At 71.1% G+C, this 13659-nt stretch carries 9 protein-coding genes; 2 read left to right on the top strand and 7 right to left on the bottom strand.

Features of this window, described 5'->3' with window-relative positions:
• Window positions 1-125 precede the first annotated feature (125 nt).
• Window positions 126-704, bottom strand: a complete 579-nt coding sequence (locus WMF19_RS50290) for a c-type cytochrome (protein WP_437896879.1) — start codon at window positions 702-704, stop codon at window positions 126-128.
• A 488-nt stretch (window positions 705-1192) separates the two neighbouring features.
• Window positions 1193-2026 (bottom strand): alpha/beta fold hydrolase, encoded by an 834-nt coding sequence (locus WMF19_RS50285; RefSeq protein WP_437896878.1) that lies wholly within the window; start codon window positions 2024-2026, stop codon window positions 1193-1195.
• Window positions 2027-2294: 268 nt separating this feature from the next.
• On the opposite strand from WMF19_RS50285, the gene WMF19_RS50280 reads away from it, so the two are divergent.
• Together WMF19_RS50280 and WMF19_RS50275 are read left to right on the top strand one after the other, a co-directional pair.
• Window positions 2295-3347 (top strand): alpha/beta hydrolase family esterase, encoded by a 1053-nt coding sequence (locus WMF19_RS50280; RefSeq protein WP_437896877.1) that lies wholly within the window; start codon window positions 2295-2297, stop codon window positions 3345-3347.
• A gap of 79 nt (window positions 3348-3426) precedes the next feature.
• On the top strand, window positions 3427-4695 hold the full coding sequence (locus tag WMF19_RS50275; RefSeq protein WP_437896876.1) for a DUF3237 domain-containing protein: 1269 nt from the start codon (window positions 3427-3429) through the stop codon (window positions 4693-4695).
• A 79-nt stretch (window positions 4696-4774) separates the two neighbouring features.
• Here WMF19_RS50275 and WMF19_RS50270 read toward each other — a convergent pair whose 3' ends face one another.
• The 5 genes from WMF19_RS50270 to WMF19_RS50250 all read right to left on the bottom strand — a co-directional run bounded on the left by WMF19_RS50270 (window position 4775) and on the right by WMF19_RS50250 (window position 13553).
• Complete coding sequence (locus tag WMF19_RS50270; protein ID WP_437896875.1) at window positions 4775-5806, bottom strand: hypothetical protein; 1032 nt, start codon at window positions 5804-5806, stop codon at window positions 4775-4777.
• Entirely contained in the window at window positions 5803-6471 is a 669-nt protein-coding gene (locus WMF19_RS50265) for a hypothetical protein (RefSeq protein ID WP_437896874.1), read from the bottom strand. The genes WMF19_RS50270 and WMF19_RS50265 overlap by 4 nt, the downstream gene beginning before the upstream one ends.
• A gap of 277 nt (window positions 6472-6748) precedes the next feature.
• Complete coding sequence (locus WMF19_RS50260) at window positions 6749-7924, bottom strand: glycosyltransferase family 4 protein (RefSeq protein WP_437896873.1); 1176 nt, start codon at window positions 7922-7924, stop codon at window positions 6749-6751.
• Window positions 7921-9291: a phenylacetate--CoA ligase family protein gene (locus WMF19_RS50255; protein WP_437896872.1), complete on the bottom strand. Its 1371-nt coding sequence runs from the start codon at window positions 9289-9291 to the stop codon at window positions 7921-7923. The genes WMF19_RS50260 and WMF19_RS50255 overlap by 4 nt, the downstream gene beginning before the upstream one ends.
• Before the next feature lie 320 nt (window positions 9292-9611).
• Complete coding sequence (locus WMF19_RS50250) at window positions 9612-13553, bottom strand: protein kinase domain-containing protein (protein WP_437896871.1); 3942 nt, start codon at window positions 13551-13553, stop codon at window positions 9612-9614.
• Window positions 13554-13659 lie beyond the last annotated feature (106 nt).

The raw sequence follows: 13659 nt of genomic DNA, 5'->3' as shown, positions 1-13659 counted from the left end.
AGCCCCAGGTAAGGAGAAGTCCGTGAAAGAGGACGTGGCGGCCGCGGTCTGAAGGGCAGACAGAATGCCCCGCGAACCGCGCGCATGACCCACGCGCGGACGGTAGCTACGCCGGACGCACGGCGTCAACCGGAGAAAACGCCATCAAGCAACCTACTTCGTGAGAAATTCCAGTCCGACAGCGGAATGCTGCCCTCTCCTCTTGCCCCGAGTTCAGTCACCCCGCCCAAACGCACCTGCGCGCCGCAAGCGAGGTAGACCCGGAGGGACGGGATCGTCGCGTCCGGGAGCTTCCCGCCCAGAGGCATCGCGCCCTCCGAGACCGCCGCGTAGATCTCGGCCTTGTTGCTGCGCACTTCATCGAGGTCGTCGAGGTTGATGCCTTCGGGTGCACCGCCGCGCGCATTGCCGCTCTTGGTCGTGGTGTGACCGGCGGTGCAGCTCTGCTGGAGCGCCTGGGCCCCTTCCGCCTGCTGCGCGCTCGAGTCGGGCGCGCACTCCCCGAGATCGCCCTCGTCATTGCCGCACCCTGGGAACGTGCCGAGGGTGTCGTGCCCGGCCGCCCGAATCCGCCGATCGGAATCGCTGGGAGATCTCGAACTGCCGCGACGCGGGGACGTGCCCCGCTCGCCTCCGCGCGCGAAAGCACAGCTAGTACTACAGCCGTACTTGCGGCCCATCTGCGGCTGTAGGCGGGCGGACATGGATTTCTCGACGATTTTGATGCTTACAGCCGCACCTGGGACCAAGTGCGGCTGTAGTACTAGAGTGAGGGGCAGAAGTCTGCGGCAGAGCGACCCCTGGTGCATGCTGGGCGTGGAGGACGTCGAAAACCAGCTTCACGTCGTCCCGCCCTCCGCCCTCGTGCCGTGGACCATCCGCGACTCCATGGATCCCGTGGGAGGCCCCCCTACCGCCGTGCCCGACCTCTGCTGTCTTCCACGCCTCCGCGTCGCAGGACACCGGCATCGGACTTCAGGCCGCGTGGTTCCCGGCCGGGTTGCGCTTGCGTCGCGCCGGCCCCGCTCTCCAGATGTTCTTCAGGTCGTGCGGCAGCTGCGACTCGACCTGCGCGACCTCCTCGGCCGCGATGGTACCTCGGACCGGACCGCGATCGACCGCGCGGACGAAGCCGCTGCACGAAGATCGAAAGCGCCTCGCGCGCGTCCTCCCTCTCCCTGGGCCGTCCCCGTCAGGGGTGTGCCATGGTCCCGGCCACGCGCTCCGGCCACTCCTTCACGGCCGCCTCGAACAGCGCCGGCTGCTCGGTCTGCAGGTTGTGGCCGGCCCGGTCGAGCAGCACGAACGACGCCCGCGGGTACGCCTCGAGGATGCCCCAGAGATCGCGGTAGCCGGTCACGCAGTCCTGGCGCCCCACCAGCATCAGGGCCGGCCCGGGAAACGGCACCTCCAGACGGTCGACCGCGAAGCTGAAGGGGATCTTCCGGCTGAGGTGCTGCTCCAGGAAGACCGCGTCCGCCGCGCGCAGGCCGGGGAGGATCTCGTCCCGGAACCGCTCCCAGACGGCGGGCACCTGGCGCACGTGAATCGCCTCGAACGCGCGCCGGTCCTCGCCGGACAGGGTCCCGAGGAACGCCTCGTCGCGCTCCAGCACCCGCAGCGGGGGCGCGTTGGCCTCCCGCGTCTCCTGCACGGCCACCGGACACACGAGCAGCAGGCCCGCGACGCTCCGCGGCCGCTCGTGGACCACGCCCCGGGCCAGGTAGCCGCCGTACGACTCGCCGGCGACCAGGAACCGCTCGCCGGGGAGCACCTGATCGACGATCCCGAGCACCACCTCCAGCATGCGGTCCGACCCGTCGATCCACGGTTGCCCCGGGGTCCTTCCCATGCCCGGCAGGTCGAAATAGACGCGCCTCCAGCTCCCCGGCGCCGACCGGAACACCGGCTCCATGCACCCCTTCATCAGCCTGTGGTCGGGCACCCAGCCGTGGAGCATTAGGACGGGGGTCCCGGAGCCGATCACCTCGACATCGATCTCGAGGTCCTTCACCCTGCATCGCATGGGCGCACTCTAGCCGCGCACCCCCGTGCCCTCCGCGTCGGCCTGCGCCGCCGCGGCCGGGCGCCGGCCGCGGCGGTCTGGACGCTTCGAGCTCGACCCTCGCCCGCGCCGTCCAGTCGGCCCCTCTGGGCGTGACGTCTCGCTTCGAGGCATAGGCGAGTATGCCTATGCCTCGGGCGTGAGGCACAGGGTACGACGTCGTCGCAGATCACCTGCATCGGGTGATGCGAGGACGGACGGCGATCTTAGAATAGAGAGGCGAGGACGAATGAAAACGCTTCGCAATTTCGGCGCGATCGCTCCAGGGATCGTTGCGCTCGCGGCGTTCGCGGCGCTGGGCTGCTCCAGCGAGGGAGAAGCGACGACCGAGGCATCTTCCGGCGGCAGCGCAGGAGGGCCCGCCGGGCCCGGATCCAGCGCCTCCGGCGCCACGGGTGGCTCGTCGGCAACCGGTGGCCCGTCGGCGACCAGCGGCTCGTCGGGGGCGGTCAGCGGCGCAGGCGGCAGCGGCGGGCGCCCGGACTCGGGGGAAACTGGCGCAGGCGGCGGGAGCGTTGCCGGCTCCGGATCGAGCGGCGCTGGAGGAGACGCGCAGAGCGCGGGCTGCGGCAGCGCGACCGCGCCGAAGAGCGGCCGTTTCAGCATCGATGTCGGGGGCACGTCGCGCGAATACATCCTCGCCGTGCCGGACGGCTACGATCCGAACCACCCTTATCGGCTGATCTTCACCTGGCATCCCCGAGGCGGCTCGGCCCAGCAGGTCGCGACCGGGTTCGGCGGCGGCTACTACGGCCTCCAGAGTCGCGCCAACGGCTCGACGATCTTCGTCTCGCCCGAGGGCATCGAGCAGGGCTGGGCGAACACGGGGAACCGCGACATCGCGTTCCTCCGCGCCATGCTCGACCGCTTCCGCACCGAGCTCTGCATCGACGAGAACAGGATCTTTTCGACGGGGTTCAGCTACGGCGGCATGATGTCCTACGCGATCGGCTGTGCGATGGGCGACGACTTCCGCGCCATCGCCTCCATGTCCGGCGCGCTCTACAGCGGCTGCGACGACGGCGACAGCCCCGTGGCCATGTGGGGCTCCCACGGCAAGAGCGACAGCGTGGTTCCGGTCGCGAACGGTCAGAGCGCTCGCGATGTCTTCCTCGAGCGAAACCACTGCGGCCAGCAGACCACACCGGTCGAGCCGAGCCCCTGCGTCAGCTACGAGGGCTGCGACGCGGGCTACCCCGTCGTCTGGTGCGAGTTCAACGGGGACCACGCCCTGCCGGACAACTCCGGCGAGTCGATCTGGAGCTTCTTCTCGCAGTTCTGAAGCGAACGTCGCTCGAACCAGCGCCACGTTTTCAGGGTGCATGGAATCGCATGCGTGGATTGAATGGATGGGTCCGGCAATGGTGATCAAAAATCTGCCAGCGAAGCTCTTGCTAACTGGAATCCTGGGCATCTGCTCTGGAGGGTGTGGTTCGTCGACCGACGATACCAGCGGAGGGACGACGAGCAGCAGCTCCGGCGGCGCGGCGTCGAGCGGTTCCGGCGGAGCGACCGGCACGGGCGGCGACGCCGGTACGGGCGGCGCGGGTAGCGGAACCACCGCGGGTGGCGGAACCACGGGAGCCGGTGGCGCTGAGGAGACGGGCAGCAGCAGCAGCAGCGGCGGCGCAGGCGGGGCGCCCGGCACCGGCGGCGGCGAGAACGGCAGCGAGGAGGCGACGATCGTCCCCGATCCCTCGTGGACCTGCGGGATGCCCAACGGGATTCCGCTCCCCACGCGCGGCGAGCTCGTCCTTCGGGCGACGCTCCAGCTCGGCGCGACCCACGATGTCGGGACCACCCAGTTCGGACACCGCCGCCTCCTCGACGTGAAGGGGGGCACGCTCACGGGCGACAAGGCCCAGGCCACGTTCCTCACCGGCGGCATGGATCTCGAGCTCACGCTGTCGAACGGATCCGTTGAGCTCGAGGAGATCAACATCCTGAAGGCGAGCGACGGCACCCCCATCTTGATGCGGACCTGCGGCGTGGCCGCCGCCGGCGACGACGTCGTCCGGATCGTCCCGGACTTCGAGGTCGCCACCTCGAGCTCGCTCGCGTGGCTCAACACCGGGAAGTTCGCGGGCACCCGTGTCGTCGACGCCGCGGCGGGCACGATCCAGCTCGACATCTACGACATCAGCAAGGTGGACGCCGGAGAGCCGAAGATCCAGCTCAAGGATCCCGCGGGCGTCCCCAACCAATCGTGGGAGTGCTCGACGGCGACCGGGGCGAAGGGCTCCAGCGTGTTCACCGAGTCCGTCTCGCTCGGCGCATCCGTGTCTGTCGGCGCGAGCAAGCGCGGCACGCGCAACATCATTCCCATCACCGGGGGCACGGTCACCGGCGGAATGCTGCTGAGCGGCCTGTCGGGCTCGGTGCTCCCCGGAGGCGCGGATTACCAGCTCATCGGGTCAACCACGGTGCTGGACGCCAGGTACGCGCTGTCCTCGAAGGACGGCGAGGTCATCGTGGTGAGGAACTGCGGACCTTTCGGCGCGCTCGTGCCGGTCTTCGAGACGCGCGCGGACGGCCCCTATGCGATCCTCAACACGAAGCAGTATGTGAGCTCCGACCCGGGTGGCGCGGCGGGGGGCGGGGTGAGCCTCACCTTCTACGAGCGCAAATAGAACAGCAGAGCCGCGGTGACGCGGGCGCGTCCGGGTGGCAGGAGCACGACGACCACGGAATCGGGCGTCTCGGGTAAGGCTACCAGGGCCTCGGGATGTGGTCGGCCATCGCCTCCGATGTCTCCCGCGCGGCGCGGACCGCCGCGAGCCAGTGGACCTGGGCCGGATCGCTCTCCCACGGCGGCACCTCGCGCCAGCGCGCGTCCCAGTACTCGCGCGCGGCCGCCTCGGCCGTCGCCAGCTCGCTCTCGTCCTCGGGCGCGTCCTCGACGCGATCTGCAACGAATCGCCACGGTTCCGAGTCGCGGTCGCTCCGCTTCGCCCAAGGGGGCGCAGGCTCCCCGTCGAGGATTCCGTCGCTGCTCCGGAGATAGGCCTCGTAGGCGCTCTGCGCCACCACGTCGCGCCGGTGGACGATGACCCAGTGCGCGCACGACTCGCGGTACGCCGCGGCCCACGCGCGATCCTCTTCGGGCACATCATCGCGCCAGGCGCTCGCGTGGAGCTCGCGCAGCGCTCGCTGGCTCGCCTCCACGTCCTCGCGACTCGCGCCACTCGCGCGCCATGCGGCCACGAGGGCTAGCTCGCGAGCTGCGCTCGGTCCCGGCAAGTTCGCCTCCGCCTGCTGGCGGTACCAGTGATAGGGAGGATCCACCATCCGGGGGATGTTCCTCTTCGTTGAGAAGGGTCTCTCGCTTCGTCCCAGCCGGAAGCCCCGCTGGAAGGCGCGGAGCGCCTCGGGGCCGTGGCCCTGGGCCACATCCTCGGCCATCAGCAGCTTCCAGAGATAGGTCCTGTCCAGGCGCGCGAGCGCCTCGGCCTCCGTGGTGGGCTTTCGCTCGAGAGCCCCATAACCGGCGACGAACGCGCGCTTCACGGCGGCGATCAGCATCGGCCACGGCGGGGCGGCTCTGCCGTCGACCCAGTGGTGGAACTCTTTCCGGTGCGCCTCGGCCCACGCGCGATCCTCCTCCTCTGACAGATCGTCTCGCCATGCCGCGCCGCACACCTCGCCCAGGTTCTGGAGGTAGGACTTCCATTTTCGTGGGTCCTTGGTCCTGAACATGACCGACCCATTGCCCGCCTCGTGCACGACGAGATGACGTTTCACGGTTGATCCCCGCCAGGAGGGTCTGTGGGCTCTCCGCCCGTAGGGAACGAGTCGGACGGTCTGGGAGGGCATCCCCAGCCCTCCCCTGCGCCGAGCGGGCAGAGGAGCGGCGCGAACCGAGGAATAGCCCACCCTGGAGGCGGCCCCGGAAGGGTGATCATGGCTTGGATGATATCATCCGACTCGATCGCATCGATATCGACCATCTTCGGATCCACCTTCTCGGGGTCGTATCGAAAATCCCACACATATTTGCACTCGATGTCGGTGTACGCGGGCAGCAACTTCTCGATCTCATTCTTCGCGTCAGGGACGACCCACGACGCAAATTCATCGGCGCAAAAGAGATAGTTCGGTAGGTTGGCCTTCTTTCTGAGACAGGTAAGCATATCCTCCACGGTGATGTACTTATTCGGACGATCGTACCATCCGCTCCATAGCCCGCCCTCGTTGTCGCGGCACACCACCTTGCCCACCTGGTCGTTCTTGTCCCTTGTCTCCAACCATTTCTTCGCCAGCTCGTGCATGGTCCAGCGCTTCATCTCCGTCAGATTGTCGTTCGGAAGCATCGCGATCTGACGTCTCAGCTCCGCGCGATCTTCTGGGTCCAGGATCGAGCAGCCGACGACGAGCGAAACGAGCACGGCGACACGCAGACGTCTCATACCCCTCCCTCCTGAGCGTGACGCACGCTACACCGCGCCGCGTCGCCGGACAAGGCGTCCCGCGGCCCGTACAGCGCGAGCGGCAAGGCTCCCCTTGTGAGCACGGCGTCCGCAGCGTCGGCCTTCGCGGTCCCCTCACATGCGGCGACGACGGCAATTACAAGGCTCAGCCGCGAGCCGTGGCACAATATCACCAGCCGCTGCTTGTCGTGGGGGCGAAATCGAAGGCCGCGCGTTCACCTATGGTTCAGACGTTCGCTGTCGTGCGCTGCGAAAGCTATCGCCCAAGAACCTCGTCATAGAGGTCCTCGTACGCGCGCGCCATGCGGTCGAGCCCGAACCGCTCCATCACCCGCGCCCGCCCGCGCAACCCCATCTCCGCGCGATCATCCCGCACTGCCACCGCCTCGAGCGCGCCGGCGAGGGTCTCCGGCGCTCCAGGCGGCACCAGCATCCCTGTCTCGCCGTCCACCACGATCTCCGGATTGCCCCCCACCCGCGTCGCGACGATAGGCAACCCCGCCGCCGCCGCCTCGATGAGCGTCAGCGAGATCCCCTCCGTCAATGACGCGAGCGCGAACACGTCGAACGCCGGCAAGAGCTCCGCCACGTCCCCGCGCGTCCCCGTGAACGTCACCGCCCCGCCGAGCCCGAGCCGCGCCGCCTGCGCCTCGAGCGCAGGCCGCCGCGGGCCGTCGCCGATCAGCGTCAGATGCGCGTCGGGCCGCGCCGCGCGGAGCCGCGCGAACGCGTCGAGCAGCGTCGCGTGGTCCTTCTCCGGCGACAGCCGCGCGACACACCCCACGTGATAGCCCGTCGCCGGCACCCCGAGCCGCGCCCGCGCCGCCCCCGCGTCGCCCGGCCGGAACACGTCCGTGTCGACGCCGTTCAAGATCGTCACGACCTTGGCCGGATCGACGTGCTCCACCTCGAGCGCGACAGCGCGCGCGTCGTCGCTCACCGCCACAACCCGGTCCGTGAGCGCCGCGGCCAGCCGGTTGACCAGCACCTTTCGCTTCTGCTTCGGGTAGTTGCGCCCGTGCTTCGTGTGGATGACTCGCGGCCCGCCGCCGCCAGGGAGCGCCGCCGCCCGCAGAAGGGCCGCCGCGAGCGCGCCATAGAGGTGCGGCCCCGGGTTGTGCGTGTGCACGAGCCCGATCCCCTCGCGCCGCAGCCACGCCGAGAGCCGCAACGGCAGCCCCGGGTCGAGGCCGTGCTTCCGCGAGAGCACCACGAGCGGCACGCCGAGCCGCGCCAGCTCCTCGGCCAGCGCGCCGGGCTCCTGGAGCGCGCACACCACCGGCGCGAACCGGTCGCGCGCCATCCTGTCGAGCAGCCGGAGCACCACCCGCTCGAGCCCACCCACGTTGAGCGACAGCACGACGTGGGCGACCTTCGCGGGCCGGCCCGGCGCGGCATACGGCGCCGGCCGGACCCCGGGCGCCCCGATCATGCCGCGGCCTCGCGGCCAAACTCGATCGGCACCTCGGTCATGGTGAAGCGGAACTTCCCACCCGACGTGACCGGGATGTCGCTGACGAGCTGCACCCGGATGTCCGCCCGCTCCCCGAGGAACCGGCGCAGATCGCGCTCGATGGCCTGCGACGTCTCCGGCCCGTACCCCTCGCCAGGGATGATCTTGATCGTGATCGCCCGCGTCTTGTCCTGGTGGACCTGATACCGCTCCACCGTCGGGTTGTCCTTGAAGAAGTAGGGGAAGAACACGGACGAGAGGAGCTGGCCGTCCGTCCCGACGATCATGTCGAGCACCCGCCCCTCGACCGAGGCGAGCAGCGGCAACCCGCGGCCGCACGAGCAGGCCTTGTCGGCCGCGACCACCACATCCTCGTTCTTGTAACGGATCAGCGGCATCGACCGGCACACGAGATCGCTCAGGATCACCTCGCCCGGCTCGCCGGGCCGCGCGTGCCGGCCGCCGCGCAGCACCTCGAGGAAGACGTTCTCGATGTTGAGGTGCTTGCCCTCGTGGCGCTCACACTCCGCGCCGATCAGCATCATCTCCCTGCACCCATAGCGGTCGTAGACCGGCGCCTGGAACGCCCGCTCGATCACCTCGCGCTGGTGAGGGAAGAGCCGCTCCGCCGTCGCGATGATCCCCCTCGGCGTGGGCAGCCGGTGCCCCGTCTCGAGCGCATAGCGCGCCGTGTAGTAGAGGGGACTCGTGTACCCCACAACGAGGTTCGGCTGGTAGCGCCGGATCTCGTCCACCACCCCCGCGAGCCGCTCCTCCGCCAGGTTCCACGCGCTGACCGTCTTCTTCCGGATCAGCGCCTCGTGCAGCGTGCGCTTCGCCTTCTTCCAGCGGGGCTCCAGGGTCGGAATCCCCCAGATGTACAGCTCCTTGTCCCCGATCCGGCCGCCAGCCCACGCGTCGGAGCGCAGGGCCGCGGCGCTTCTACACTCGTACGTCGTGTGATCGTAAAAGAAGCGCGCCGGCTCTCCGGTCGATCCGCCCGTACCGCTCCTGAAGAGCTTGCCGCGCCACCCATCAGCGATGAGCTCGCTGCCGTGCGCGCGGAGATCGGCTTTGGTCAACACCGGAAAGCGCGCGAGATCCTCGGGCGCGTGCACGTCCTTGACCCGCACCCCGTATTCGGCGAAGCGGCGCCGGTAGAAGGGCACGCTCTGCTCGGCAAAGCGGAGGGCCGCCAGCATCTTTCTCCAGTTGAGCTCCCTGAGCTCGCGCTCCGGACGCCACTGGGACCGCTCCAGCTCCCCCAGGTAGGCCAGCGTGGCTCTCCCTCGGAGTTTCGTCTCGTAAAACGGAAAGAGCACGTTCCGAAAGAGGGCTGAATACATGGCTGCTGAGGATTCTTCCGAACCTCGGCCACACAGTCAAGCAACGGCGGCCGGGTCGCCGCTTCCCCACGCGCGCGCCACCCACGCCCCACCCACGCCCCACCCACACGTTGCACACGCTCCTCCACCCGCAGCCACGATTGGTTACCGCGGAGATGGCGTGAGTGAACTCCTCATGACAGCGGCTCAGCTCGACGCGCCCACCGCGGCGCGGTGACACACGCGCTGCGCGTCGCCCTCGCCCGCCGGCGCAGCCGGGCGAGCCAGCACACATGAGCTCTTCAGCTCTTCCGTCCGCAGCGCGGCCGCGACTCGCGGCCTCACTGCAGGGTGGGCTCCGATTCTTGCTGCCAGAGCGCCGCCAGCGCGAACGTCTTGGCGTTCTCCGGCACGGCCTGGCAAAAGCTCTGCCGCCGCGCCGGGTCCTGGATCCATTGCGCCCGCGCGACGAGCCGCTGCATCGCCACCGTGATCGCCTCGCGCGCCGCCTCGTGGTGGCCGCAGGCGCGGAGCGACTCGGCATACACGAGCCGGATCTGCGCCTCGCCCTCCTCGGTCCCGCCGACCGACACGAGCAGACCGAGCCCGCGCCGGGCCGCCTCGAGCGCCTCCTCTGCCCGGCCCTGCTCGAGCAGCACCCGCGCGCGCACCGAGAGCGCGTGCGCCTGGAGCGTCGGCACGTGCGCCAGCATCGCCACGGCCGCGCCCGCCTCGTTGTCCGCCGCGTCGAGGTCGCCGAGCCGCGTCAGGATCGCCGCGAGGTACGCCCGCGACCGCGCCTCCTGCCGCCGGTTCGCCTGCGCCACGAACGCGTCGATCGCCTCGGCCGTGGCCGCGCGCGCCGCGCCGAGATCGCCCTGCTGGATCCAGAGCAGGCCCTGGTTCTGCTTGGCGAACGCCGCCACGTTGTAGAGCCCGAGCCGCCCCGCCTCCGCGAGCGCGTCGCGCAGCTCGGCCTCGGCGCGGCCGTACACCCCGAGCTGCAGCAGGCAGTGCGCCGCGTTCACGCGGCTCAGGCACGCGTTCCTGAGGTCGCCTGTCTGGAGGTAGGCGGGGATGCTCTGCTCCGTGCACGCGAGCGACGCCGCAGGGTCGCCGTAGCACAGCGCCCGCGACGCCCGGAGCGCGTGGATGCGCGCCGCCACCGCCGCGTCGCGCTCGGCGAGCGGCATCGCCACCCGCGCGAGCTCCTGCACGATCTCCTCCGCCGCGGCGTACTGGCCCCCGTGCAGGAGCGACCCGGCGATGCGCGCCAGCGCGCTCACGGAGGCGCCGGTCGCCTCCCCGACGTCGATCCACGAGCCGCGGTCCCCGCTGCCAGGGCCGGCCCCCCGGAGCTCCTCGACGAGATCCGCGAGCCGGTCGCCCATGCCGAGGCGCACGCGCATCGACGCGGCCTCCCCGGCCGCCGCGTACCAGAGCGCGCTCTTCCGGGGGAAGCCCCGCATCGCCATGACGGCGCACCGCTCGGCCTGGGACGCCTCGCCGAGCCACTTGTGCGCCTCGGCCTGGACGAGGCGCAGCGCCGCGAAGAACTCCCCGTCCACGTCGGCGCTCGCGGCCCCCTGCTCGGCGCGCTGGATCGCGGCGCGGAAGTCGTTCGCCCCGAGCGCCTGCTCCGCCGCGCGCCGGAACCAGACCACCGCGCGCTCGGCGTCGCCGCCGCGCTCGAAGTGGTCCGCCAGGAGCGCCGCGTCGCGCTCGCCGGCCGCGTCCAGCCACTCGCCGGCGAGCAGGTGGCCGAGCGCGCGATCCTCGTCCGTGAGCGTCGCGTACGCCGCCTCGCGCACGAGCGCGTGCCGGAACGCGTACTCGTCCTCGCTCCGGAACTTGCCCTCGCCCCGCCGCGCGATGAGCTCGCGATCGACGAGCACCGCGAGCCACCCGTCCACCTGGGGGGCGCGGCGCTCGCCGCCGAGCAGCGCCATCAGCCCTCCGCGCCAGAACTTCTGGCCGAACACGCTCGCGGCCCGGAGCACCCGGCGCGCCTCGCCGTCGAGCGACTCGAGGCGGGCCTGCACCATCGACAGCACCGTCTCGGGGAGCGCCTCGGTCCGGCCCGAGGCGGCGGCGCGGATGAGCTCTTCCAGGTAGAACGCGTTGCCTCCTGCCCGCTCGCACAGGCGCGCGCAGAGATCGGGCGTCACGGCGTCGCCGAGCACCTCGCGCACGAGCCGCTCGCTCCCCCGCCGCCCGATCTCGCGCAGCCGGATCTCCTGGACGCCGCGCGAGACCCACACCTTCGGGAAGACGGTCTCGACCTCCGGCCGCGCCAGCGCGAGCACCATGAGCGGCTGGTCACGGAGCGCGAGGGCCGCGTCGATGAGCTTCACCGTGGGCACGTCGCCCCACTGGAGATCCTCGAGCACGAGGAGCACCGGCTCGGCCCGGCACTCGGCGAGCACGAAGTCCTCGAAGGCGCGGCGGATCTGGTCGCCCATGAGCATCGGGTCGCTCCGCGCGGCGCGCAGCTCCACCCTGCCCTCGTCGGAGAAGCGGATCCGCGCCACCTCGCCGAGGAACTCGGTCACGCGGTCGAGGTCGGCGTCGCTCAGGTACCGGCCCACGCGGGCGCGGAGGCGCTGCTCGCGGACCTCCTGCGGCTCGCCGCCGGAGAGCCCGGCCTCGCGGCGGAGCATCTGGCGCAGCATCCCGAAGGGCGAGCCGGCGCTCATCGGGTCGGCGTGGCCGAGCCAGACCTGCACCCGGTCCTTGCGCTCCTCGACGCGGCGCAAGAACTCGTAGCGCAGCCGGCTCTTGCCGAGCCCCGCGGGCGCCGTGATGAGCACCGCGCGCGCGGTCGGCTCGGAGACGCACTCGTCGAGCACGGCGTCGAGGATGGCGAGCTCGTGGTCGCGCCCCACGAACGGCGTCGTGCGCCCGAGCAGCGTCCGCGCGGCCTCGACGAGGTCGCGCTCGGCGCGGAGCACGAGGCCTGTCGCGTCGCCGCCGACCTCGAAGCGGGCGTCGAGCAGGCCGGCCATCACCTCGTCGAGGCGGATCGACCCGCCTTCGGCGCGGTCGAGCAGCCGCACGGCGCGGTCGATGGTGGGCCCCATCGGGAGCCGGTCGTCGGCGGAGCCGCGTCCGGCGACGAGGGCCATCTGCACGCCGGGCAGGAGGTCCCGCACCTCGATCGCGCACCGCGCCGCGCGGGCGGCCTGGTCCGTGATGAGGCCGCGCCCCTCGAGCGTGATGAGCAGGAGCCCGTCGGCAAGCGTCTGCAAGGCCCCGCCGAAGCGCGACGCCACGCGCTTCACCTCGTCCTCCGGGACGGTGCGCGCGAGGGGCACCGTCATCGGGAGCGTCATCGGCATGGTGGGCCCCTGCCACGAGGGGGCCTCCGGCGCCCCCACGCGCGCGAGCATCAGGCACAGCGTGCGCCGCTCGCCGGTCGTGAGCGCGCTCGCGCGCCGGCTCACGGGCGCGGGAGGGGTGCTCTTGATCTCGCCGACGCGGAGCAGCTCGAGCGCCACGGCGGCGCCGTTCGCGGGCCGTTCCGCCGGGGCCTTGGCGAGCATGCGCGCCACGGCCATGTCGACGTTCTCGGGGACGTCGGCGCGCAGGTCGCGGAGGCGCGGCGCCTCGTCGAGCACGACGCGGAGGAGGGCGGTGTGGATGTCGTCGCCGACGAACGGCGGACGCCCGGTGAGGCAGTGGAACAGGACGCAGCCGAGCGCGAACACGTCGGCCTGGGTGCCGACGTCGCGCTCGCCGCGCGCCTGCTCCGGCGCCATGTAGAACGGCGTGCCCATGACGACGCCGGTCATGGTGAGGGGCGCGAGCGACGTGAGGCGGGCGATGCCGAAGTCGAGGAGCTTGACCTGCTCGACCGACTTGTCGACGAGGTACAGGTTGCTCGGCTTGAGGTCGCGGTGGACGACGTTGTTGCGGTGCGCCTCGGCGAGCGCCTCGGCGATCCGGAGGCCGAGCGTGACGCTCTCGGCGATGGTGAGCCCGCGCCGGCGCAGCCGGTCGCCGAGGCTCTCGCCCTCCAGCCACTCGAGCGCGAGCCAGGGCTCGCCGCTCTCGGTGGCGCCCTGCGCGATGTACCGGACGATGCCGGGGTGCCGCAGCTCGGCGAGCACCTGCGCCTCGCGCGCGAAGCGCTCGCCGTGCTCGAGGCCGCGGCCCGACATGACCTTGAGCGCCGCCGTCTCGCCGGTGTGCCGGTCGAGGGCGCGGTAGACGGAGCCCATCCCGCCCGACCCGGCGAGGCGCTCGATCAGGAAGCGGTCGGCGACGATGTCCCCGGGTTTCATCGGGACGGCGAGTATCACACGGAGCCCCATGGGCGAGGCCAGATCCCGGCAACTCCCGGCGACGAACCCGCGGCAGGGCGCCTGCGAGCCGGCTCACTCCCCACGG

It is taken from the genome of Sorangium sp. So ce124 (assembly GCF_051525235.1).
Taxonomy (GTDB): domain Bacteria; phylum Myxococcota_A; class Polyangia; order Polyangiales; family Polyangiaceae; genus Sorangium; species Sorangium atrum.
Note: the sequence above shows the minus strand (reverse complement) of the source record. Positions and strands in the feature narration are given on the sequence as shown.